Source organism: Henriciella aquimarina, from assembly GCF_002088975.1.
Taxonomy (GTDB): Bacteria; Pseudomonadota; Alphaproteobacteria; order Caulobacterales; family Hyphomonadaceae; genus Henriciella; species Henriciella aquimarina.
This window is the reverse complement of sequence record NZ_NCST01000106.1, coordinates 1-22,864: the sequence shown is the minus strand read 5'-3', so window position 1 is coordinate 22,864 and position 22,864 is coordinate 1. Positions and strand designations below refer to the sequence as shown.

Annotated in this window: 22 protein-coding genes; 17 read left to right on the top strand and 5 right to left on the bottom strand. The window is 57.5% G+C overall.

From position 1 onward, the window contains the following. The first annotated feature begins 30 nt into the window (after nucleotides 1–30). Nucleotides 31–1,308, top strand: coding sequence for a phosphotransferase (locus B8784_RS16305; RefSeq protein ID WP_084398970.1), 1,278 nt, complete (start codon nucleotides 31–33; stop codon nucleotides 1,306–1,308). Continuing rightward, a complete protein-coding gene (locus B8784_RS16300; RefSeq protein WP_084398969.1) occupies nucleotides 1,271–2,596 on the top strand; it encodes a spinster family MFS transporter in 1,326 nt (441 codons plus the stop codon). Before B8784_RS16305 ends, B8784_RS16300 begins: the two co-directional genes overlap by 38 nt. 150 nt (nucleotides 2,597–2,746) lie before the next feature. Here B8784_RS16300 and B8784_RS16295 read toward each other — a convergent pair whose 3' ends face one another. After that, nucleotides 2,747–3,853: an amidohydrolase family protein gene (locus B8784_RS16295; protein ID WP_158085712.1), complete on the bottom strand. Its 1,107-nt coding sequence runs from the start codon at nucleotides 3,851–3,853 to the stop codon at nucleotides 2,747–2,749. Between the two features lie 136 nt (nucleotides 3,854–3,989). Here B8784_RS16295 and B8784_RS16290 point away from each other — a divergent pair, with 136 nt between their 5' ends. The 7 genes from B8784_RS16290 to B8784_RS16260 all read left to right on the top strand — a co-directional run bounded on the left by B8784_RS16290 (nucleotide 3,990) and on the right by B8784_RS16260 (nucleotide 11,294). Beyond that, on the top strand, nucleotides 3,990–4,718 hold the full coding sequence (locus tag B8784_RS16290) for a FadR/GntR family transcriptional regulator (RefSeq protein ID WP_143435575.1): 729 nt from the start codon (nucleotides 3,990–3,992) through the stop codon (nucleotides 4,716–4,718). 77 nt (nucleotides 4,719–4,795) lie between these two features. Further along, on the top strand, nucleotides 4,796–5,971 hold the full coding sequence (locus B8784_RS16285) for an alpha/beta fold hydrolase (protein ID WP_233356202.1): 1,176 nt from the start codon (nucleotides 4,796–4,798) through the stop codon (nucleotides 5,969–5,971). Between the two features lie 141 nt (nucleotides 5,972–6,112). Next, nucleotides 6,113–7,273, top strand: coding sequence for a thiolase C-terminal domain-containing protein (locus tag B8784_RS16280; protein ID WP_084399018.1), 1,161 nt, complete (start codon nucleotides 6,113–6,115; stop codon nucleotides 7,271–7,273). Nucleotide 7,274: 1 nt separating this feature from the next. Continuing rightward, nucleotides 7,275–7,709, top strand: a complete 435-nt coding sequence (locus B8784_RS16275; RefSeq protein WP_084398965.1) for a Zn-ribbon domain-containing OB-fold protein — start codon at nucleotides 7,275–7,277, stop codon at nucleotides 7,707–7,709. 11 nt (nucleotides 7,710–7,720) lie between these two features. Continuing rightward, a complete protein-coding gene (locus B8784_RS16270; RefSeq protein ID WP_084398964.1) occupies nucleotides 7,721–9,277 on the top strand; it encodes an AMP-binding protein in 1,557 nt (518 codons plus the stop codon). A 137-nt stretch (nucleotides 9,278–9,414) separates the two neighbouring features. After that, nucleotides 9,415–10,632, top strand: coding sequence for a phenylacetate--CoA ligase family protein (locus B8784_RS16265; protein WP_143435573.1), 1,218 nt, complete (start codon nucleotides 9,415–9,417; stop codon nucleotides 10,630–10,632). After that, complete coding sequence (locus tag B8784_RS16260; RefSeq protein WP_084398962.1) at nucleotides 10,629–11,294, top strand: hypothetical protein; 666 nt, start codon at nucleotides 10,629–10,631, stop codon at nucleotides 11,292–11,294. The genes B8784_RS16265 and B8784_RS16260 overlap by 4 nt, the downstream gene beginning before the upstream one ends. Before the next feature lie 60 nt (nucleotides 11,295–11,354). Here B8784_RS16260 and B8784_RS16255 read toward each other — a convergent pair whose 3' ends face one another. The 3 genes from B8784_RS16255 to B8784_RS16245 form a co-directional block, all read right to left on the bottom strand. Next, nucleotides 11,355–12,533, bottom strand: a complete 1,179-nt coding sequence (locus B8784_RS16255; RefSeq protein ID WP_233356200.1) for an acetyl-CoA hydrolase/transferase family protein — start codon at nucleotides 12,531–12,533, stop codon at nucleotides 11,355–11,357. A gap of 78 nt (nucleotides 12,534–12,611) precedes the next feature. Continuing rightward, on the bottom strand, nucleotides 12,612–13,808 hold the full coding sequence (locus B8784_RS16250; protein WP_084398960.1) for an acetyl-CoA C-acetyltransferase: 1,197 nt from the start codon (nucleotides 13,806–13,808) through the stop codon (nucleotides 12,612–12,614). Nucleotides 13,809–13,841: 33 nt separating this feature from the next. Next, complete coding sequence (locus tag B8784_RS16245; RefSeq protein WP_084398959.1) at nucleotides 13,842–14,684, bottom strand: IclR family transcriptional regulator; 843 nt, start codon at nucleotides 14,682–14,684, stop codon at nucleotides 13,842–13,844. A gap of 173 nt (nucleotides 14,685–14,857) precedes the next feature. Here B8784_RS16245 and B8784_RS16240 point away from each other — a divergent pair, with 173 nt between their 5' ends. The 8 genes from B8784_RS16240 to B8784_RS16195 all read left to right on the top strand — a co-directional run bounded on the left by B8784_RS16240 (nucleotide 14,858) and on the right by B8784_RS16195 (nucleotide 22,031). Further along, a complete protein-coding gene (locus B8784_RS16240) occupies nucleotides 14,858–16,012 on the top strand; it encodes an acyl-CoA dehydrogenase family protein (RefSeq protein ID WP_084398958.1) in 1,155 nt (384 codons plus the stop codon). Nucleotides 16,013–16,092: 80 nt separating this feature from the next. Beyond that, nucleotides 16,093–17,256 (top strand): acyl-CoA dehydrogenase family protein, encoded by a 1,164-nt coding sequence (locus tag B8784_RS16235; RefSeq protein WP_084398957.1) that lies wholly within the window; start codon nucleotides 16,093–16,095, stop codon nucleotides 17,254–17,256. Between the two features lie 13 nt (nucleotides 17,257–17,269). Then, nucleotides 17,270–18,073: an HpcH/HpaI aldolase/citrate lyase family protein gene (locus B8784_RS16230; protein WP_084398956.1), complete on the top strand. Its 804-nt coding sequence runs from the start codon at nucleotides 17,270–17,272 to the stop codon at nucleotides 18,071–18,073. Further along, nucleotides 18,070–18,906 (top strand): FAS1-like dehydratase domain-containing protein, encoded by an 837-nt coding sequence (locus tag B8784_RS16225; protein WP_084398955.1) that lies wholly within the window; start codon nucleotides 18,070–18,072, stop codon nucleotides 18,904–18,906. The genes B8784_RS16230 and B8784_RS16225 overlap by 4 nt, the downstream gene beginning before the upstream one ends. Before the next feature lie 693 nt (nucleotides 18,907–19,599). After that, nucleotides 19,600–19,842 (top strand): helix-turn-helix domain-containing protein, encoded by a 243-nt coding sequence (locus B8784_RS22250; RefSeq protein ID WP_084399017.1) that lies wholly within the window; start codon nucleotides 19,600–19,602, stop codon nucleotides 19,840–19,842. A gap of 517 nt (nucleotides 19,843–20,359) precedes the next feature. After that, entirely contained in the window at nucleotides 20,360–20,752 is a 393-nt protein-coding gene (locus B8784_RS16210; protein WP_084398953.1) for a hypothetical protein, read from the top strand. 605 nt (nucleotides 20,753–21,357) lie between these two features. Then, nucleotides 21,358–21,603 carry a FitA-like ribbon-helix-helix domain-containing protein gene (locus tag B8784_RS16200; protein ID WP_084398951.1) on the top strand — a complete coding sequence of 82 codons (246 nt, stop codon included), beginning with the start codon at nucleotides 21,358–21,360 and terminating at the stop codon, nucleotides 21,601–21,603. Between the two features lie 8 nt (nucleotides 21,604–21,611). Further along, nucleotides 21,612–22,031: a type II toxin-antitoxin system VapC family toxin gene (locus tag B8784_RS16195; protein WP_084398950.1), complete on the top strand. Its 420-nt coding sequence runs from the start codon at nucleotides 21,612–21,614 to the stop codon at nucleotides 22,029–22,031. A gap of 187 nt (nucleotides 22,032–22,218) precedes the next feature. On the opposite strand, the gene B8784_RS16190 is transcribed toward B8784_RS16195, so the two are convergent. Further along, nucleotides 22,219–22,864: IS3 family transposase (locus tag B8784_RS16190; protein ID WP_143435293.1), on the bottom strand; the 646-nt coding region annotated here is incomplete at its 5' end.

Genomic DNA, 22,864 nt, shown 5'->3' with positions numbered 1-22,864 from the left:
TGAAATCGGATGGTTAAATAAAGGCGGCACATGAATTGTGCCGCCTTTTGTGCCCATGAAAACAGGGAGGTCATCATGCAGGCTTCATCTATGGCAGCACTTCACAAGGAAGCGCTCGACAGGCTTGAGCTGGCTGACATGGCAGCAGCGCATGCCGGATCTTTATCCATTGAAAATGTCCATACGGTCGATGGGATATCTCAGGGCTGGCTGGAGAAGACACTCGGCAAGGATGTCTCTGGTGCGGCCCTTGCCAAGGCCGAGCCAGCTGGCGGGCATGATGGCATGACAGACCGGCGCCAATGGAACCTGGAATGGAATGAGACGGGTCAGGCAGCTGGCCTGCCCGGATCAGTATTTATCAAGGCCACACCGTCGCATCCGTATCTTCGAGAAACGCTTTCCATGCTTCATATGGCCGAAGCGGAAGTCCGGTTTTACACGCAGGTAAGGGATGAGATTCCTCATCTCGCCCCGCAGGCCTATTACGCAAGGTCCTGGGCGGGAGGGCGCTTTATCCTGCTGATGGAAAAGCTCGAAGACAGGGGCCTAACCCCTTTCTGGATGCACCATGAGTGCACATTCGACCATGCAAAGGCCGTTCTGGAAGCTCTGGCTGAACTGCATGCGCGGTTCTGGGAGAGTCCGAGGTTCGAGACGGACCTGGCCTGGATACGTCCGCGCACGTTCAAGTATGGCGCCGGGTGGCACGAGGCTTCCTTCGTAAAGGCGCGGAAAGATTATCTGGACACTGACCTCGGGCAGGCCCTGCCTGACGATGTCCGTGAAATTCATCGGCTTTGGAGCGAGAATTTCCGCGAAGTATATGCCTGGTGGGATACACAGCCGATGACGTTTATTCATGGTGATAGCCACCTTGGCAATACGTTCGCCTATCCTGATGGAAGGGCTGGCCTCTTCGACTGGCAGGTAATTTTCCGTGCGCCATCGATGCGTGAAGTTGTCTACTTCATGCTGTCGGCTCTAACGCACGAGCAGCGACAGCCCTTCGAGGACAAGCTGATCAGTGCTTATTTGAAGGCCCTTGAGCGACACGGGATCAAGCTGGATGAGGCGTATGCCCGCAGGCTATACGCACTATTCATCCTCGATTCCTGGGATGCTCACATGAAGACCTATACACGCGGAGGCTACGGCCACGCCGATGCTGCGATCCGGCAGAGAGCGGACCTGATGGCTGGTGCTCTCAGGGATCACAAGACAAAGGAGGTGCTTTCTGACCTCCTCGACGAAATCGGGAGATCGGTTCATGGCCATCCAGACAGGGGTGCAAGCCCCGCAAAGTGAAGCAGCGAAATCGGTCTCCAAAGTGCGGCGTAATCTGACGCTGGCGCTGATAGGACTGGTCGCAATCATAAACTATGTCGACCGGCAGGCCTTCACAGTCCTGATGGAAGATATAAAGACCGAATTTGTTCTTAACGATACGGTTTTGGGGCTGATTGGGGGCCTCGTCTTTGGTGTCGTATATGCTCTTGCGGCTCTTCCTATCGCCCGCATCGCCGACCGGACAGACCGTCCGCTTGTCATCTCTATCTGCCTCGCGTTCTGGAGCCTGGCCACGGCTGCCTGCGGCCTCGCTGCAAATGCGTGGCATATTGCGATCGCACGGATGGGGATTGCCATAGGCGAGTCTGGCTCTGGCCCGGCAGGAATAGCACTTGCTTCGGAAATATTTCCTGGTAATCGCCGTGTGCTTGTCCTGGGAACAATACAGGCGGCAAGTTCGATCGGACTGTCTGTCGGGGTCGTGCTGACAGCCTGGCTCGCCAGCTTTCTCTCCTGGCGTCACACTTTCATGGCCATAGGCTTGCCAGGCCTTCTTCTGGCTTTTCTCGTCTATTTTATCGCCGCCGAACCGCGCCGGAAGGAAAAGGCAGACAGAATACTGACGGGGGAGCCCGATGAAGCACCTGTCCCGCTTGGCGAGGCGATACGTATAATTGTCGGAACGCCAGCCCTGCGCTGGCTGGCCTTGTTGTGCATAGCCGTGCCGATGACGGGTTTTGGTTTCCTGATGTGGGGGCCCTCTTTCCTGCAGCGTGTTCATGGCTTCAATATGCAGGAAGTCACCTGGTTCGGCTGGGCTATTCTGGCCGGACTTGTGTCGGGAAACCTGACGGCGGGCTGGCTGGGAGATCGCTACGGAGCTAAGCATCCACGGTTCAATGCCATTCTTGCGGCGAGTGGTTTGCTGTTTGCACTCCCGTTTGCTGCCGGCTTTGCGCTATTGCCCAACGGGTACGCGGCTATTGCCTGTTTTGTTGTCCTGAAATTCGCAATGACATTGTGGATGGCCCCAACCATTGCGCTTACATTTACACTCGTGCCGATCCGGATGCGGGCTACGATCAATTCACTCATGAATGCGATTGTCATCCTGTCGGGCGTTGGCTTCGGGTTCATCGTGGCGGGGGCACTGAGCGATGCCTACAATCAAGCTTTCGGCAATGACTCGCTTCGCTATGCGCTTCTGACAATGAGTGTTGGCCTGGTGATCGGGGCCTTTGCCTGTTTGATGGCTGCGCGCTCTGTTCGCCTCGCCAAGGCGCGCGACGAAGCTGCACCAGGCTGAACGAACTTTCCCCATGTTTGAACAAAAAAAGAGGGCCTGGTTTACATGAAACCAGGCCCTTTGAAGTTGAGTCCCCGCTCCCGGAGGTAAGAAGAAGCATGACTTACAGAACGAGGACCTTCTCTGACAGGAAACGTCAGAAAACTTGGATCAGTTGGATACCAGGTCTGCGACCGCGGGGTTCTTGAGGCCGAATAGACGCGCAGCGTTTCCGCCAAGAATGAGGCGTTTCTCGCGCTCAGGAATATCGATCCCGGCAAAAAGGCCGTCTACGATTTCCTTGGATTTCGGGAAGGTGCCTTCGGCATGCGGGTAATCTGAGGCCCACATGATGTTTTCGACACCAATCTCGTGGCGGTGCAGGATGCAAGCGCGATCATGCTGGAATGATGCATGGACCTGGCGCTTGATGATCTCGCTCGGCATCATCGAGAGTTTCGGGTGAACGAAATGATGGTGAGCGATATAGACCTCATCCATGCGCTCGGCGAGGGCTGCAAGCCAGCTCGCGCCACTTTCGATAAAGGCGACCTTTGCTTTTGGATTACGGTCAAGAACGCCGCCCGCAACCAGATACTGGCAGGAATTGATCGCATCGATCATCTGGTTGGAATAGTTGATCACAGCTGCGCCGGGGCCACGCTCATGGATCACGGTCTCAAGACCGGTGCCGGTGTGCAGGACGAAGACCATGCCAAGTTCGCCGGCAAGGTGGAAGACCTCGTCCCAGGCGGCATCATTGTACTTCGGAATGGCTTTTGGTGTGACAGCGGGCAGCATGGCGGCCTTGATGCCCTTGGAGGCCAGTCGCTTCATTTCTTCCATCGTATTGGAGAAATCGAGCACGGGCAGGACGCCGCAACGTACGAACCTGTCCAGATTTTCGGAGAAGTAATCGTGGTTCCAGTCATTATAGACTTTGCAGGAGGCGGCTTCAGCTTCCGGGTCATCGAGGCAGTAAAGCCATAGCCCAAGCGAGGGGAAAACGATCTCGGCGTCAATTCCATCAAGATCCATGTCCAGGATCCGTCCAGGAATTTCACGAACGCCACGACGCTCGCGGTCGCCTAGTTCTTTCTCGCCCTTCTTGCCAACACGGAGCCGGTAGATCGTCTTATCTTCTGTCCCTGTGATGATGTAATCATCTTTCTTGTAGGCATGAATGGCGTGCTTTTTCAGAGAGGCTGGAAGGCCGTCCAGAAAGAGGCTGTTCGGCTCGACAACGTGACTGTCTGCACTGAATACGAAAGGTTGCATTTGGCTCCCCGTTTGCTTGTGACCGGACATCCGGCTCGCTTTAATAGGTAACTAATATAACTATGTAATATAATTATCAAGATTGAAAATCGCAAAAAATGCGATAAAAGGTATCTATTAGGTTGTGGAGTTTCTTATGCCTTATGACGACCCCGAGATTGAGGTGCATGGTCAGCGCGTGTCGCTGGTAGAGCGGACAGCCCGCCAGCTGACCGACTTGTCCATGAAGGCCGAGGACGGCGAATTTCTGGGGTCGGAGCAGGATCTTCTGGCGGCGTTCGATATCTCGCGCCCTACGCTCCGCCAGGCGGCAAAGCTGGTTTCAGCTGATCGTATGATAAACGTCCGTAAGGGACAGGGAGGCGGCTTTTTTGCGACCCGTCCTGACGCGATTGATGTTATCCGTGCGCCGGCCCGATATCTTCGGCTGAATGGGGCAACCATCGAAAATATTCAGGCCGTAACCCAGCCTATCGCCGAGGAGGCGGTTGTGGCGGCCTGTGGCTGTTCTGACAGTAGCTTATGGGAACGCCTAACTGCTTTCAGGGTGGGCGTGGAGGCAGGCGCGGGGTGTGACGAAACCCCCGAGACCCTTATCCATAGTGAAACCGAACTCGCGCGCTTGCTTGCCACCATGAGTGGCAACCCGGCGTTCGAGCTCTTTATCGAGATTGGCTACACATTCGGCCGCAAGGAGCAGAATATCCGGTTGTTCCAGACGGCCGAAGATCGTGGGCGTGCGCGTGAATTACAGCGCTCGGTCTGCGATGCCGTGTTGGCCCGTGACCCCGATATCGCACGGCTAATGATCCAGCGCCGGGCCCGCATGATTGCGGAATGGCTTCAAAGAGACAGTGCCCGTTGAGGCATTGGAAACAACAGGGAGGCGTCATGCCGATTCAGGAATATACAGGATTTGCCGGCGCGAAACTTCAGGCCGAGGTGCAGGGCTGGCCGGAAGACCCAGCGGTGTTGTTGCTGCATGGCGGCGGACAGACACGCGAGATGTGGAAGCCTGCTGTAGAGTCACTCGTCCAGGCAGGGCGCTATGTCATCAGTGTCGACCTGCGCGGGCATGGCGAAAGTGATTGGCCCGAAGATGGACGATATGACCTCGACGCTTATGTGGGGGATCTGAAGGCGATACTGAGTGAACTTGGATCGCGTCCCGTTATTGTTGCGGCTTCGCTCGGAGGCTGGATCGCGAGTGTCGCACTGGCGGAAGATGGCGAGCATCTTGCCACAGGCCTCGTTCTGGTGGACGCGCCGCCAGAGATCGATGCGCAGAAAGCCCGCAAAGTTTCCGACGCGCTGAAGAAGCGTGCCGAGACAGACCCTGGCAATCTGCCATGGGATGTACGTTTTCTCGACGGGTTTGACGTTCAGTCCACCCTCGACCGGATCTCGAAAAGTGCATCCAATATCAAGATGCCGGTCCTTTTTGTCCGCGGTGCCCTGTCTGAGCTTACCGGGCATGAAGTGGCAGCACGTTTCATTGAGAATTTCAGGAATGCCGAGTTTGCCGAGATCAAGGAGTCCCGTCACCTCGTCACGGAGGAACGGGCCGATCTGTTCAACGCCACGCTGCTCGATTTTCTGGAGCGGCGCGTACCCCGGTTTACGCCGGAATACAGGTCCGGTTCTGACGCCCGGACACTGCGCGACGCGCTGGGATGTTTTGCAACAGGGGTCACGGTTGTGACCGGAATGAACGGGAAACAGGAGCCTATCGGCCTGACGGCGAATTCATTCACATCTGTTTCTCTGGACCCCCCACTTCTGTTGGTCTGCATTGCCAAGACGGCTGGTTCGCTGGATACTTTGACCGCGTCTGAACATTTTGGCGTTAATGTCCTGCATATCGGCCAGCAGGGAATTTCAAACACCTTCGCAAAACCTGGCCAGGACCGTTTTGCCAGCACGCCCTGGCAGAGGGGGGACCATGACGTCCCGTTGCTTGCGGGGGCTCTGGCGAATTTCGAATGCCGCCAGCACGAGATTGCCGATGGTGGGGATCATGTCATCATTGTCGGAGAAGTGTTGCGGGCGAAATTCGAGCCAAGACGCGACCCGTTGCTCTATTTCGGCGGAAAGTACCGCAGGCTGCATTTCGCGTGAGATTTTTCTCTGGTTTTCCCATGTGTGGCGCTGGACAAGATGGCTGTCATTACTCTATAACCTAGTTATACAAGTGATCTGCGGATCCGATAACAGGGAGGCCAGCTATTGGTCTGGGTCAATCAGGACAAATGCGCGATTGTGGGCGTCGGAGCCACGGACTATTATGTCCGTGGGCATAGCCACCCCCGTACCATCAATGACATGGTCGGGGAGGCCATCCTGAAGGCCTGCGATGATGCAGGTATTTCGGTAAAGCAGATCGATGGTTTCGCCTATTATTCAGGGGCCCAGATGGGCTACGGGGATAAGGCCGATACTGCTTCTCTCATGGAAATGCTGGGTATCCCGGAAGTTACATTCAGCGCCGCGTTGACGAGCGGGGGTGGGGGCGCAGCCGGTGCCGTCGGGCTAGCGACAGCGGCTATCATGAATGGAGATGCGACGCATGTTGTAACAGTCATGGCGCTTCAGCAGTACCGCCAACGTCTCGGCACCGTGTTCGGAGCGAGTGCGCCGAGTCCCGAGAATTCTTTTCTCCAGCCTTCAGGTCTGGTCGGGCCGGGGCATCTCATGTCTGTGCTGGCGCGCCGTCACATGCATCTCTACGGCACGACCCGGGATGCTTTTGCGGAGATCGTCATCAGTCAGCGGGAGAATGCAGCCAACCGCGAGGGCGCCATGCGCCGCACGCCACTGACAAAAGAAGAATATTTTGCCAGTCCAATGCTCGCCGATCCGCTGTGCCGGCTCGACTTTTGTCTTGAAACCGATGGTGCAGTTGCCTGGGTCACGACGACGACGGATCGGGCGAAAGACCTTAAGCAGAAGCCTGTTCTTATTCACGGCGCCGCGCATGGCGGGCAACGTGAATGGGGCCGTGCGTTCGCGTGGATGGGGATGCCCGACCCCCATTTCGGGTCTTCCGGCCATAAGCCGATTGGTGATCGCCTCTGGGAAATGTCGGGGCGCAAGCCTGCCGATATGGATGTGGCCCTGATATATGACCACTTCAGCGCCATGGTTCTCATGCAGCTCGAGGATTACGGTTTTTGTGAGAAAGGCGAGGGCGGGCCTTTCGTGGAGAGCGGGGCCATTCGCTATAATGGCGGTTCCATTCCGGTGAATACACATGGCGGGCAATTGTCCGAAGCTTACATTATCGGTGCGACGCATACTCGCGAAGCTGTCGAGCAATTGCGTGGCGTTGCAACCAATCAGGTGAACGATGCGGAGTTCGCGCTCGTCACCGGTGGCCCAGCCTCTTTGCCAGTTTCCGGCTGTATCCTGAGGAGGGCCTGACATGTCGATTGAATATGGGGAAGCGCAGCTCCTGCCAGGGGAGAAAATTGCGATCACGACGGACACTGCCACCGAGCCGTTCTGGAAAAAGGCGAAGGAAAGGAAGTTGACCGCATGTCGATGTGCCAGTTGCGGCCACTTCCGTATGCCGCCCACGCCCTATTGTCCCGAATGCCAGAGCCGTGAAATGTCGTGGCCTGACCTGCCTGGAACGGCTACGGTTTTCAGCTTCGCGATCTGTACACGCTCGCCCTATAGTGGCGAGCCCCTGATCTATGTCCCGGTCGTTGTTGACCTGGACGGGGCACCGGGCGCGCGGCTCGTATCCAACCTGATTGGCATCAAGGCTGAAGATGTCGAGATCGGCATGAAGGTCACGGTCGACTGGAATCCTATCCAGGATGACTGGCTTCTGCCTATTTTCAGGCCGGTTTGAAGGAGGGGGTCATGAAGCAGCACAAGGCACTTTCGCCCTATCTTGGTATACATGCTTACGGGCTTGGAGATCTGCTGGAAGAGCAGGCACGTTGCAGGCCGAACATGACGGCTATCGTCGATGGGGAACATCGTTTCACATTCAAGGAGTTGGATCAGCGCGTTAACCGTCTCGCTACTGTCTTGCGCGATCGCGGCGTTAAGCGGGGCGATCGGATACTCTGGCTTGGCCAGAATAGCTTTCGCGTTCTGGAGGCGCTTCTCGCCAGCGCGCGTGTCGGGGCAATCATGTGTCCAGCCAACTGGCGCTGGTCGCCTGAAGAAATTGCCTTCGCGCTAGATGATTTCGATCCAAAAGTCGTCTTCTGGCAGGACCGTGACGTAGGTGAAGTCAATCGCAGTGCCCGTGACGCTTGGCGTCCTGATTCCAACTGGATCTGCCATGATGGCTGCGATGGAGAGACAAATTACGAGGATCTGATCGCGGGGGCTGATCCGACAATCGAATTCGATCCGGTTGAAACCTCAAAGCCGCTACTGGCGATCTATACAGCAGGTTTTTCCGGTAAGCCGGGCGCAGCCCTGCTGAGCCACGAATCCCTGCTGATCGTTTCCTGGTTGAACCAGGTCGGGCAGGGGGTGAATGAAAGTTCGGGCTATCTGGTATCAGGGCCGATGTTTCATGTCGGCGTCCTGATGGGGGCACTTGCAACATTTCTCGCCGGCGGACGCAATGCTTTCGTGGCGCGCGTCGAGGCGGAAGAACTGCTCCAGATGATTGAGGCCGAAAAGCTCACACACGCTTTCATCGCGCCGCCGACGATCGAGCAGATGCGGGCCATCAACGAGGGCGGAAAGTACGATGTCTCCAGCATCTTCAAGGATGCCCAGATGTCGGACTATCGCATACCCCTGGTGATGCCTGGGACGTCCCCCATGATGGGGGCGCCGGGAGGTTATGGACAAACCGAGATCGGTGGTCTCACGATTACGAAGTGGATGGGCGGTGAAGGTGCCGGACGGCCTTCACCATTTCTGCAGGCGAAGATTGCCGATGAAGATGGCCGGGAATTGCCGCCCGGCGAAACGGGTGAGATCATGACACGTGGCCCACTGGTCATGTGTGGTTACTGGAACCGGCCGGAAGAGAATGCCCGCCGGATTGTCGATGGGTGGCACAGAACCAATGATCTGGGCAGGCGCCTGGAAGACGGCTCCATTGTTTTCGTTGGACCGAAAACGACGATGATCAAGTCGGGCATCGAGAATATCTACCCTGCCGAGGTCGAGGCGTGCCTCAAGACACATGAGGGTGTGGCCGATGTTTGCGTCATTGGCGTGCCGGACCCGACATGGGACCAGAACGTCAAGGCTGTCATCATTAGAAAGCCGGGCGCCAAGCAAGCTCCGGAAGATTTCATCGAGCACTGCCGCCAGAGGCTGGCATCCTACAAGAAGCCGAAGATTGTCGAATTTGCCGAAGACCTGCCCCGAGGGGCGGGCGGCATTATCGACCGTGCCAAGGTTGATGAGGCTTATGGCGGCGGAGGCTATCCAAAGGTCGGTTGAGACCGATCAAGACCCAAGGGAGGAGACGACCAAAAATGGCGTCACAGACACAAACGAGATGGCCTGACGTCCTTGACCCGATCGAGGTCGCATCCCGGGCTTTCCTGGACAGTCATCAGGAGGCATCGCTCGCGGCGATGAGCCGGCATGCCTTCTACAATGCGCCTCTGATCAATGAAGTCTGGAAGAAGGCAGGTGTCAGTCCAGATGACATAAAATCAACTGCTGATTTCAAGGAAAAGGTACCATTCATCACGAAGGATGACATTCGTGACTTCCGGGACCGGAATGGCGATCCATCTGGTGGCATGAGTGTGCGTATACCAGGGCAGACTGTATCGATCGGCACAACATCCGGGACCACTGGGGATCCGACGCCGGTGCCAAACTGGCGGCGTATGCCTTCGGAAGAAAGTTACAGTCGCGATTTCTGGCATATAGGGGCGCGTCCGGGCGATCATATTTGCCATATCATGTTCACTTTCCGGGGCGGGCATCGTCGGCGGGCATCACAGGAAATGGGGCTTTGCGAAATTGCCTTCAGTATGTCGCCAACAGAGATTCCGCGTCTCATCGAGGCATCCAAGATTTATCGCCCTGTCACGATGAGCATTTTTCCCGGGCCGCTTATCCTCGCTATGGAGCACTATTTCGAGAAGACCGGTGAGGACCCGGTCGATGTTTTCAAGTCCTACAAGGGCGCTGTTTTCGGCGGCGAGCCATTGGGCGAACGACTGAAAAACCTGACCAAATCCTGGGGGCTTGAAGTGTTTGAAACAACGAGCCTTGGTGATGTCGCGGGCGCCACTCATTGCCGCATGCATGATGGCTTTCATGCCTATGAAGACCTCGCATTCATTGAAGCGGTTGATCCGGTCACGGCCGAGCCAGTTCCTGATGGCGAAGTTGGTGAACTTGTTGTGACGACACTGGTCGACCGACTGTCTCCACTTGTGCGGTACCGGACGGGGGACCTTGTCATTATCGACCGGACACCGTGTGGGTGCGGGCGCACGCATGCCAAATTCAATCTCCTGGGCCGTGCGACCGACCAGATCCTTGTTGAGGGGCGCTCCATTCTGCCGCGTGAAATCATGGGGCTGGTCGAAAATGAGAGCGAGACACGCGCGTCTCTCTTCCAGATTGTCCGCACAGGCCGGGAAATGGACGAACTGAAGCTGCGCATCGGTTATAACAAGGAGCGGATGACGGGGCCGGATAAAGAGCTTCATGATCGGCTTCACGGCAAGATAAAGGAGGCCATAGGCGTGCCCCTTGTCGTCGAACTGGTCGATGAGCAGGAGCTGCTGAAGCTCGGACCACCACACAAGATTCCACGGGTAACCAAGTCATGACCTTGCCAAGACCAGATGTGATCGGCAGCTATACTGTTGATGGAAAGATGCACTTTTACGGCTCCCGGCGGACCGAGCTGGACCGTGCTGGAGTGAGCATGGTGCGGACACTGAAGAGCTTTAACTTTGATCCAGGCAGTGTGATCACCAATGTTTCACTGACACCGGAAGTTGTTCAGTTCGCGCCTTTTGAATACGCGGTCCAGATTCTCGGAATGTATGGCACGAATGCCGATTTGAGCCCGTTCGATGCAGGCCGCGTCGAGTCGCTCAGCCGGCAATTCGATCCTGTGGCCATGATTGGCATTGGCAAGGAGACGCTCGAAGGCCTCGAGATGTTGGGCCATGATGCTAAGACTGTTTTCAGGGGCCGGACTGTATGGGCGCGTCCTGATGCCTACGAGGCTGTGAAAGTATTGCCTGAAGTGGATGCGCGCCGCTGTGTGATCGCCGGGCCAGTGCTGTTGCTGGAATGCGCCCGTGGGAAACTGCATCTCGATTCGCGCGAGTGGATCGCGGAATCTGAAAATGATCAGTTGCTGCTTACGTCCCGTCAGGTCCGCTCAGAGCCTCTGCAGCGTCTGGCAACGGGAGTTGCCGCACAGGTTTCCGAGGAGGCTTGCGCCTGCGGAAATCATGACATGGTAATCGAGTTGCTCTGACGCCTGCCAAGTGCTGATGCGATCTGAACATCGCGTGCGTTGCTCAATGGTGTGCCCGGATCAGTTGCTCGGCTCAACTTGCGATGTTGTGAGACCATCCTGATGTAGCGGATCCGCGATGGCGAGCAGGCGTTCTTGCCTTTGCGTGAGCGTTGCGTTCCGGAGGTCGGCAATGCCATGCTCCGTGACGACAAAGCCAATGTCGGCGCGTGCCGTCGTGACCGGGCCTGAGAGCTGGCTCACAATCCGGCTTCTGTCACGAGCGGTTGAGGGGAGGGCTATGATGCCAAGACCACCCTTCGACTCTGCAGCGCCCCTCAGAAAATTGGCGGCTCCACCGACCGCGCCTACATAGCGCCCTGCGGCTATCTCGGCATTGACCTGGCCGGTCAGATCGACCTCGATCGCTGAATTTATCGCGACAAACCTGTCGATGGCGCGGAGTGTGTCAGGAGCATGCGTGTAGCTGGTTGGTCTGATGGATAGACGGGAGTTGCCATCGGCCCATTGCATGAGTCTTTCATCGCCCGAGAGAAGTCCTGTCACAGTGAGACCACGGTCCAGGGTTTTCCGGCTATTTGTGATGACCCCGGCGGTACATAGGTCAGCAACCTCACCCGTTATCAGGCCGGAATGAACACCTAGATCCTTATGACCATGTAGGGCTTTCAGGATGGCGCCCGGAAGCGCGCCGAGACCAATCTGGAGCGTGGCTCCATCCTCGATCAGGCTGGCCACGTTCTGCGCAATCTTGGCTTCAGCGTCCCCGGCTTTGCCTTGAGGCGGTGACAGGCACGGTGTCCGGGTTCTGACGATATAGTCGATGTCGCTGCGCTTGATGTCCCGGCCCGTCCCGGTCTGGGGTGTTCCGGAGCTTACCTCGGCAATCACGAGCCGGGCAACGCTCAACAGGTCAGCCACATAGTCGGCCCCGGGACCGAAGCTGAAATGGTCGTCATCCGCCCCCTGAGCCAGACGGATGAGGATAACGATATCTTCATGCCTCAAAGCCTGGACGAGGTTCGAGTAATGGACAGGCAGGATGTCCAGCTTGTCGCCAAGTTTCCTGTTCTGTCCGGTGCCACAATACGATACGTAGCTGATGATGTCGGTATAGGCCGGATCGACACTGGCCCCGTAACTGATGCCTGCAAACGCCCGGAACGCGCCGATCCTGTGGCGGGCCCGGGTAAGGGCTTCGGTAAGGCCTGTTGGCTCAGCCGATGCCTGTCCCCACACGACGAGTGTGCCAGGCTGCACAAGGGCAGGCCAGTCCAGTGCTTCCAGATCTGTTTCCTGTCCGGCTCGCATATTAGATCAGGCCCGCTCGAAGATTGCGGCCATGCCCTGGCCGCCGCCAATGCACATGGTTTCCAGACCGTAGCGCACTTCGCGCCGCTGCATTTCGTGGAGAAGGGTTGTCATGATCCGGACACCTGTCGCGCCAATCGGGTGGCCTAACGAAATCCCTGAGCCGTTCACGTTCAGGATGGACTGGTCATTCCAGTCGAGACCCTTCAGGCATGCCAGTACCTGTGCCGCGAACGCCTCATTGATCTCTACAAGTCCCATATCCTGCATGGAGAGCCCGGTCCGCTTGAGGACTTTCCGGGTTGCGCCAACCGGCCCAATGCCCATGTGCGAAGGTTCGCAGCCGACAGCCGACCAGCCGCTCAGGAATGCAATCGGTGTGAGACCCAGTTCATCAAGCTTGTCCTCGGATACAATGAGACATGCAGCGGCCGCATCGTTTTGCTGGGCGGCGTTCCCAGCGGTAACCGTGCCGTCTTTCATCAGGACGCGCAGGCGGCTCAGGCTCTCCGGCGTGGTATCCGGCCGGATGCCTTCATCCCGCTCGAACATGACCGGACCGCCCTTGCGCTGGGGAACTTCAACCGGGACAACTTCCTCGTCAAACCTGCCTTGTTCCCATGCGTCTGCGGCGCGCTTCTGGCTTTGCGCAGCGTAAGCGTCGGCTGCTTCACGGCTGATTCCATAGTCCCGAGCCAGGTTCTCTGCTGTCTCGATCATGCCGGAGATGTGGCCGAAGCGCTCGACCGGCTGTGATCTCTCGCGGCCACGATCCAGACGGTCGAAGAATCGGGTGGTCCCGGAGCGTGCGCCCCAGCGCATGTCGGTCGTGTAGTATTCGATGTTCGACATGCTCTCCACGCCACCAGCCATGACGACATTGCACGCGCCGGTTTCGACCATCATGGCGGCGGTGACTATGGACTGCAGTCCACCGCCACACCGCCGGTCAAGCTGCATACCGGGGACTTCGACAGGAAGGCCGGCTTCAAGGGCGATCCAGCGTCCGGCGCACGGCGTTTCGCTATTGGCATAGGATTGGGCGAAAACGAGGTCCTCGATAAGGGAAGGATCAATGCCTGAGCGCCGGATTACATCTTTGGTAACGAGGGCCCCGAGCTTTTCGACCGCAACGTCTCGAAGGGTTTTGCCGAAGGCGCCAACAGGCGTTCTCACGGGGGCTACAATGGCTGCACGGGGCATGAATGTGACTCTCCTGAATATTAAGGGGGTCGGTCAACGACGACCGGAAAGAGATTGCGCAAGGTGGAGCAGGCGCGGCCCCACATCCGTCTCGATGCGTTCGCGATCGAGATCGAAGGCTGGCCCGCCGCAGTTCAGGGCCAGCCAGGTGTCATGATCCTGGTCGAAGATGGGCGTAGCGACGCCGCGGACGTTCTTGCGCCATTCGCCCTCGACAATACAGAAACCTTTCGTCTTCACATCCTCAATCGCGGTGAGAACGCGCGCTTCCAGCTTGCCCCATTCAGCGCCGTAAAACGTGGACCAGCGCTCAAAAAGGCTCTGCAGGGCCTCGTCATCCAGCGTTGAAAGGTAGGCGCGGCCTGCAGCGCTTTTCGCCATCGACATGCGTGAGCCGATTTCCGGCATCAGGTCTGATGAGGAGAAGGCAATGCTCGCCGCGATATAGATCATCGTGTCCCGGTCAGGCCAGGAGATGCCGACCGTTCCGCCAGCCAGGTTGGCGAGTTCCTGCATGGGGCGCTGCGCCATGTGTCGAATCCGGAACCCGCCAAGAACGGGGCGCGCGAGTGATAGCAGGTTTGGCGTCGGGATGTAGTGCCGGTTCCGGGTCCGCGTGAGGTAGCCAAGTTCGGTTAGCGTATAAGTAATTCGGCTGATCGTGGCCTTGGCGATCCCTGTGCGTTCGGAGAGGTCGCTGTTACCCATCGCCCCTTCGTCCGGCCGGAATGCCTGAAGCAATTGCAGGGTGCGCGCGACAGACCAGATGAACTTACGATCCTCGCCATAGGACTCTTCCAGATCGGATAGCTCTGGCGCTTCGGGCAGCATTCCGCTCGGCTCTACCCTTTCAATCTGTGTGGTCGGTCTGGACATGTCCGGTCGTCTCCGTGGCGCCCATAGGGGCCTTAGGCGTAGAGAGAAGACCGTACCGCGTCTATTCCGCTATGAGAAGCCTTGTAATTCAAAAATGAAATGCTAATTTCGCAGAGTGAAATTAATGAGGGTGAGGGTTTTCCGCCTTTCCCCGAAAAAGTGTGGCAGGATTCATGAACAACGGCATTGAAAGCGATGTTCTCGACCAGCTTCTGGAGACGGTGAGGCGGTTCACACGGGAGCGTCTCATTCCAGCAGAAACAGAGGTGGAAGAAACTGACGATATCCCGGAAGATATTGTACAGGAAATCCGCGATCTCGGCCTGTTCGGCATCTCCATCCCCGAACAGTATGGGGGCATCGGCCTTAATATGGAGCAGGAGACCCTCGTCATAGAGGAACTGTGCCACGCGTCGCTGGCGTTCCGTTCACTCATAGGCACGACGGTCGGCATCGGTTCGCAAGGCCTCGTCATGGACGGGACCGAAGAACAGAAGGAGGCTTTCCTGCCCCGGCTGGCGACAGGAGAGATAATCTCGTCCTTCGCCCTGACCGAGCCGGACCATGGCTCTGATGCCGCGCACATCCAGACAAGCGCCCGGCGCGATGGCGATGATTTTATTATCAACGGCACCAAGCGTTACATTACCAATGCCAGCCGCGCCGGTATGTTTACCCTGCTTGCGCGGACTGACCCGGACAAGGATGGCGCCAGCGGTGTCACGGCGTTCCTTATGCCGGCTGACACCCCGGGTGTCTCATTTGGTAAAACGGACAAGAAAATGGGGCAGCGAGGTACGCGGACCTGCGACGTTATGCTGGATAATGTCCGGTTGCCAGCGTCTGCGATCATTGGAGGTCCGGATAAACTCGGCAAGGGCTTCTATACGGCCATGAAGGTGCTTGACCGGGGGCGTATCCATCTCGCCGCGGTGGCGACGGGGACGTCGCAGCGCATGATCGATATCGCCACGGACTATGCACGGGAGCGAAGGCAGTTTGGGGTTCCGATCGGACAGCATCAGCTTGTGCAGGGCCTGCTGGCCGATAGTCAGACCGACCTGCTGGCCGCGCGCCACCTCTGCCGGGCTGCCGCCAGGAAATATGATGAGGAAGGCAGCGCAGCACTTGAGGCCTCGTGCGCAAAATATTTTGCAAGCGAGGCAGCAGGCCGGATCGCCGACCGTTGCGTTCAGGTACATGGCGGCGCCGGCTACATCGCCGACTACCAGATCGAGCGGCTTTACCGCGATGTGCGCCTGCTACGGATCTACGAAGGCACGTCGCAAATCCAGCAGATCATTATCGCCCGCAACATGTTGAAATAGGTTCTGGCTAGACTGGGGCCGCCTGCGGGGGCAGCCTTGTTCGTCTGGCGACCGCAAAAGACGCCAAGGGAGAAAGACCTTTGAAGACCTGTGCCCCCAAAGAACATGATGAGCTGCGCCAGGCATTGCGAGCGCTTTGTGCCCAGTTCCCTGATGAGTATCATAGAAACCATGGTGCGGCTGAAACCTATCCTGAGGAGTTCATCGACGCTTTGACATCGGCGGGGTGGCTGGCGGCCATGATCCCTGAGGAATTTGGCGGATCCGGTCTCGGTCTTACAGAGGCCTCGATCGTCATGGAAGAGATCAACCGTAATGGTGGTAATGCCGGCCACTGCCACGGTCAGATGTATAATATGGGCACCTTGCTACGCCACGGTTCCGCTGAACAGAAAGCGCACTATCTGCCCAGGATTGCGAGCGGAGACCTTCGCCTGCAGTCCATGGCCGTAACCGAGCCCACGACCGGGACGGATACGACCAAGCTCAAGACTACGGCTGTAAAGAAGGGTGACCGCTATGTCGTAAACGGCCAGAAGGTCTGGATCAGCCGTATCCAGCATTCCGACCTGATGATCCTTCTGGCCCGCACAACTCCTCTGAGTGAAGTCCAGAAGAAGTCCCAGGGACTGTCGGTTTTTATCGTCGATCTGAAAGATGCCTTGGGCTCCGGCATGGATATCAAACCCATCCGGAACATGGTCGGCCATGAAACCAATGAGGTCTTCTTCGATGACCTCGAGATACCGGAAGAAAATCTGATCGGGGAAGAGGGAAAAGGCTTCCGATATATTCTGGACGGCCTGAATGCCGAACGCACCTTGATCGCTGCTGAGTGTATTGGCGACGGCTATTGGTTTATCGATCGTGCCGTGAGCTACGCCGGTGACCGGATCGTCTTCGACAGGCCGATTGGCCAGAATCAGGGTGTGCAGTTCCCAGTGGCGCGCGCCTTCGTCAATATCGAAGCCGCAAATCTGATGCGGTTCGATGCCTGCCGGCGTTATGACGCCAATGAGGAGTGCGGTGGACAGGCCAATATGGCGAAACTGCTTGCTGCAGATGCTAGCTGGCAGGCGGCAAATGAATGCATGCAGGTCCATGGCGGATTCGGGTTTGCCGAGGAATATGACATCGAGCGAAAATTCCGCGAGACGCGCCTCTATCAGGTTGCGCCGATCTCGACCAATCTGATCCTGTCCTACGTCGCCGAGCACATACTTGGCATGCCCCGTTCCTTCTGAGGTGTTTCCTCTGATGCACGCATACTCTTTTCCCCTTTTTGTGCCCGCCACGCGGCCTGACCGTTTTGCAAAAGCGGCCATGGCTGGCAGTGATACGATCATCGTCGACCTGGAAGACGCAGTGAACGACGACGGCAAGGACGATGCGCGGTCGAAAGCAGGTAAAGCCCTCGGTGACATCCGAGGTGTGGATGTCTGGCTACGGGTGAACGGCAGCGAGACCTCGTGGTACGAGCACGATGTGGAACTGGCAGTAGCCAGCGGTGTTGGTGCGGTTGTCTTGCCCAAGGCTGAGAGTCCCGGACAGCTGAAGCAGCTTCGCGGTTCCCTGGGATCGGGGCAGGCCGTTGTTGCGCTGATTGAAACCGCCAAGGGGCTTCGCGCTGTATACGAGATCGCGGAGGTGAGCGACCGCCTGATCTTTGGCTCGATTGATTTTGCACTCGATATCGGCTGCCAGCCGACGCGCGAAGCCTGCCTCCTGGCCCGGTCGACACTTGTCGTCGCTTCGCGGGCCGCCCGCATTGCCGCGCCTCTGGACGGGGTGACGACACATATAGGTGAGGAGGCGGTGATACGCAGCGATGCGGAACACGCCAATGGGCTCGGCTTTGGTGGCAAGCTCCTGATCCATCCTGAGCAAATCGCTTCGGCGCGTGCCGGTTTTGCGCCCCCACCTGAAGAGGTGACCTGGGCTCGAAAGGTGCTCGCGGGCGGCGAAGGGGGCGAAGCACGCTCCGTGGATGGCGAGATGATAGACGCACCTCTTGTCGAGCGCGCCCGTACCATTCTCCGGAAAGCAGGAGAAACCGAATGAGCGAACTGGATATCGAAGCACTCCAGGCCTGGGTTGGCCATGAGGAAAGCCGGAGTGACAAGGTTGGCGAGACCGCGCTCACCCAGTTTCGTTGTACGCTGGAAGACCACCTGGTCGAGCGAGATATTGAGGTTGTACCGCCAGGATTTCACTGGACTCTCTTTCCACCAATCGCGCCTACGACTGAACTGGGTGAGGACGGCCATCCCAGAACGGTCGGCCTCTTGCCGGAGATGCCGTTGCCTGCCCGTATGTGGGCGGGCGGAACAGTTGTCCTCCGGGCGCCGCTGCAACCGGGTGACGAGGTGGTACGGAACACACAGGTTTCCAGTATCGAAGCAAAAGCTGGCGGATCGGGCCCGCTCATTTTTGTGAAGCTGGACCATGAAGCGTTCGTCGGAGAGCGCGCGGTCATCAGTGAGACGCAGAACCTCGTCTATCGGAACCCATCTGCGCCGGCGGCTACAGCGTCTCTACAAGGTGAGAGTGAAGGCACACCGTTCCGGACGAATACCTGTCAGCTGTTTCGTTATTCTGCGCTGACGTTCAATTCCCACCGCATTCACTTCGATCAAGCCTATGCACGGGACGTAGAAGGCTATCCTGATCTCGTTGTTCACGGGCCGCTGCAGGCGACAATGATGCTCAATTACCTCGCCAAGTCTCTCGGGCATGCCCGGATTGGGCTGCGCTATCGTGGCGTGTCGCCGCTCTATGTGAATGAACGCGCCTGGCTTTTCCGCGAAGGCGGTGAGTCCGGTGACGTCCGCGTCGAGCGGTCACCAGGACAGCCGACGATGAAAGGGCAGTATGCGCCAGCAAGCCAGTTCTGATTGATAGACAGCCACAACCTCAATCGATTCAAACAAATTGGCGATAGCCTCATGACCAGGGTCTTGGGGCGTGGTCAAAGCTCTCAAAAGTGCCACTCGTCAGACGCGCATGCCAGCAATCTTGCGTCCGTCGTTCAGCGTGCTCTGGATTAGCTTGTGAGCGGCTTCGTCCTGGTCAGGCTGAATGGTAGCTTCGGCAACGGTTAGCTTTAGCAGCAGGCCACTCAGTGTGGTTGCCCGTGTTGAGAGGACTGCCGTGAATAGATCTGCCTTAGACTCACTCAAGTCATCCAGACGCCGATCTATGGCGTTCATTTCGACGAATTCCGGGACGCCTTTAAGGCGCTGGTCAGAGTAAGGCGGGCTATAGGATTGAAACAGGCGGTGTTCGAGATCCTGCCATCGTCGTGTTAGCGCTTCGTGTTCTACGTCCGACGCCAGCCATCTCTTGCAGACTCCGACGGCCGGATCTCCTTCGTTGGAAATGTGAACTCCAGTAGCGACCACTAAAGACCCCTGCATGAGCTGACGTCTTGAAAGTACGCCGTATGCAATAGCTTCCCTGTGCGCCGCACCTTCAGGGCGTCGAGACATTGGCTTGCCTTTATAGTAAAAGTGACTCGTTTCGTATCACGTACAATAGAGGCGTGATTTAAAAAAGTAAATATGATCGCAAAAAGAAAATATCTATTTATGCTCACTTCTGCCCAAATTCGTGCTGCGCGAGCACTTCTTGACTGGACGCAGCCCCAGTTGGCTGAAGCTTCCAGATTATCGGTGCCGACTGTCCGAAGGATGGAGGGTAGCCGAGGGCCGTCAGCAAGCACGCCTGCGAACGTTGAATCTGTGCGCCGTGCGCTCGAAGAGGCTGGTGTCGTATTTCTTGATCACGGGGAAAATCAGGATGGTGGTGCTGGCGTGAGGCTGAAGAAGTAGCTTCGAGAGAGGTCTCATGTCCTTTGCCTCTTACGCTCTGAACGTACCTCTACCGCCCTGCGCGATCGCTGAAGTGTTCTGTCGAAGAGACTGCGGCGTAGCCCAAGATTGGCACGAAACCTCGTTCAGGCAAATCCCGCATTTTTCTCATTCTTAACGCCGGGCGCGCGTCTATGCGGCATGTCCTCCGGCCAGGACCCTTTCGCCGGCAATAGGCAGTTTATGACAGCATGTGGCGGCCCATGGCGGTGAAAGGAGAGACGGGATTGGAGCGCGAACCCGTTAGGGCAAGATTAAAGGCTTGGCGCCAAGCCCTGCCTAACGCCTTGTCTGCACATCGATATTTAGGCGCCTTTTGCACGGCTTTGTGGTGTACGGAGTTTCGCAGATCCGTTGTCGTTTCTGCTGACGGTGTGCACCATTGATCGCAGGCGCTTGCATGGCGTTGCGGGCGCGTGTCGCTCTGTAGCGCGTTTCCAACTGGGATTATCGAAGGGGGCCGGTAGGCTCGGTACCGATGAAACCCCGCGTCAATCTCCGCCTTGATCCGAAGTTACATGCTCACCTTGGCGAGACCGCTGCCTCCCGCAGAGTCAGCAAGACGGATGTGCTTGAAGAGGCTCTGAGTCTCTATTTCGATCCGGAGCGCAACCTGGCGGTGGAAGACCGGGTCATGAAAGAGCTCAAAAGCTTCGAGCGCCGAATGGGCCAATTGGAGTACGATATGCAGCTCTCCCTGGAGACGCTGGGCCACTACATTTTCTACTGGCTTGTCCGGACCGATCCTTTGCCCGAACAGGAGCGAGATATGGCCCATGCACTCGGCCAGAGGCGCTTTGACCATTTCATCAATCAGGTGGCGCGCAAGCTCAAAGACGATGGCGGGCTTGTGGAGCGAGCGAAACGTTAAAAGCTTGAGAGCACGCCCTGGCCGAACTTTCGACCGGCCCTCGCGGCGTAGTGCGAAGGCTGCCCAAGGTCGCGGAAGATTGCGGGCTTTCCCACTATTTGTGCGTCGTTCGCCGGTCCAAAATCCGGTTATGTCCAGCTACTCTGATAGTGACATTGAATGTGCGATCCAGACGGTGGCCGCGCTGATCGATCGCTTCGGAGATGCTTACTGGCCCATTCTCGAATTGCTTGAAGACGAACTGGCACAGCGCCAGGCACGCGCAAAGAAACTCTCCGCGTATCTTCATCGGGATGGTGCAGAGTTGCATTCAGGCCGTATGGCAAGACCTGCCATTCGGCCAATGTCAATCTCCGCCCCCGTTTCAGGCCGGGTCAAGGGCAAGGCCGCTTCGCGGTCGCGTGCGCGACCCTTGACCCCGCCTGAAACGGATAGGGCCGGTGCGATATCGTCAGATGATTGCCGGGAGGCGGACGAATAAACTGGCCTGCTTCCCCAACGACGCTCTACGGACTGGGGTTGCCGTATGGAAACTTTCCGAGAATGCATGCGTTGCATGCAATGCATTCAATGTGGTAAGGTCTACCAAACTGGAGGCGTAGAGCATGGCTATGATCACAATTCGAAATCTCGATGATGTTGTGAAGGACCAGCTTCGCATGCGTGCCGCCCGGCATGGCCGCTCCATGGAGGAAGAAGCCCGCGATATTCTAAAGCAGGCCGTCGGTGGCATCACTGGGTCCAAACTCTGGGAACGTTCACGCAGTCTCTTCAAGGACGAAGAGGGCGTAGAACTTGAAATGCCGGCACGCGGTGGTGATCGGGCAGGCCCCGGTTTCGCTGAGTCCTAGTCCGGCGCATGATCATTCTCGATACGGACATTATCTCCGAACTCATGCGGCCGGTGCCCGATCGATTGATCGGCACCTGGTTGAGGCGTCTTGGGGACATCCCCCTGGCGACGACGACAATCACGATTTCGGAGATCGTATACGGACTAGAGCGTTTGCCAGCTGGACGCCGGAAACAAGCCTTGCTCCAGAGCTTTCAGTCTTTGATCGATCCTGAAGACGGACTGGCGATCCATGCTTTAGACAGCGAGGCGGCCTATCTGTGCGGGCGATATCGGGCAGAGCGCGAAAATCGAGGCGAACATGCCCACCCATCCGACATGATGATCGCCGGTATTGCAGGCGTTCATGGAGCCTCACTCGCCACCCGCAACACGAAGGATTTTTCCGGATTGCCCGTCCAGCTTCTCAACCCATTCGAGGTCTAATAGAGCCGCGAAACTATGCCTGCCAAGGTTATCCCTTTTCGCGGATATGAACCCGTTCTTCCAGCGGTGATCTGAAGGATGTCGACCTGGGGGGCTTGTAAGAGCACAGCACCGCGCACACCGTGGTGACGGCTACCCCCCCCCCCCCTGAACCGCGCCGGTAACCCCGGAGGCTGTTTGGTTGGGGTCAAGCAGCGATAGCGTTTTCCTTCAGCGCTGCAAAGTAGTTGGCCTCGGCTTCTGCCGGTGGGATGTTTCCGATTGGCTCGAGCAGGCGGCGGTGATTGAACCAGTCGACCCATTCGAGGGTGGCGTATTCAACGGCATCGATGGATTTCCACGGGCCTTTCCGCCAGATGACTTCGGCCTTGTAGAGTCCATTGATGGTTTCCGCCAAAGCGTTGTCATAGCTGTCACCAACACTGCCCACCGACGGCTCAAGACCTGCCTCGGCCAGACGCTCCGTATACCGTATACTGACATACTGGCTGCCACGATCTGAATGATGGACAAGACCACTTCCAGAGCAGGGCCGCCGGTCATGCAAGGCCTGTTCAAGGGCATCAAGCACGAAGTCCGCATGCGCTGTCCGGCTGACCCGCCAGCCGACAATGCGGCGGGCGAACACATCGATGACGAAGGCGACATAGACAAACCCTGCCCAGGTCGAGACATAGGTGAAATCGCTGACCCAGAGCCGGTTCGGCGCCGGGGCCTTGAAGTTGCGGTTCACATGGTCGAGCGGGCACGGCGCCGCCTTGTCGCTGTAGGTCGTGCGATGCGGCTTGCCGCGGATAATGCCCTGCAGGCCCATGGCCTTCATCAGGCGCCTG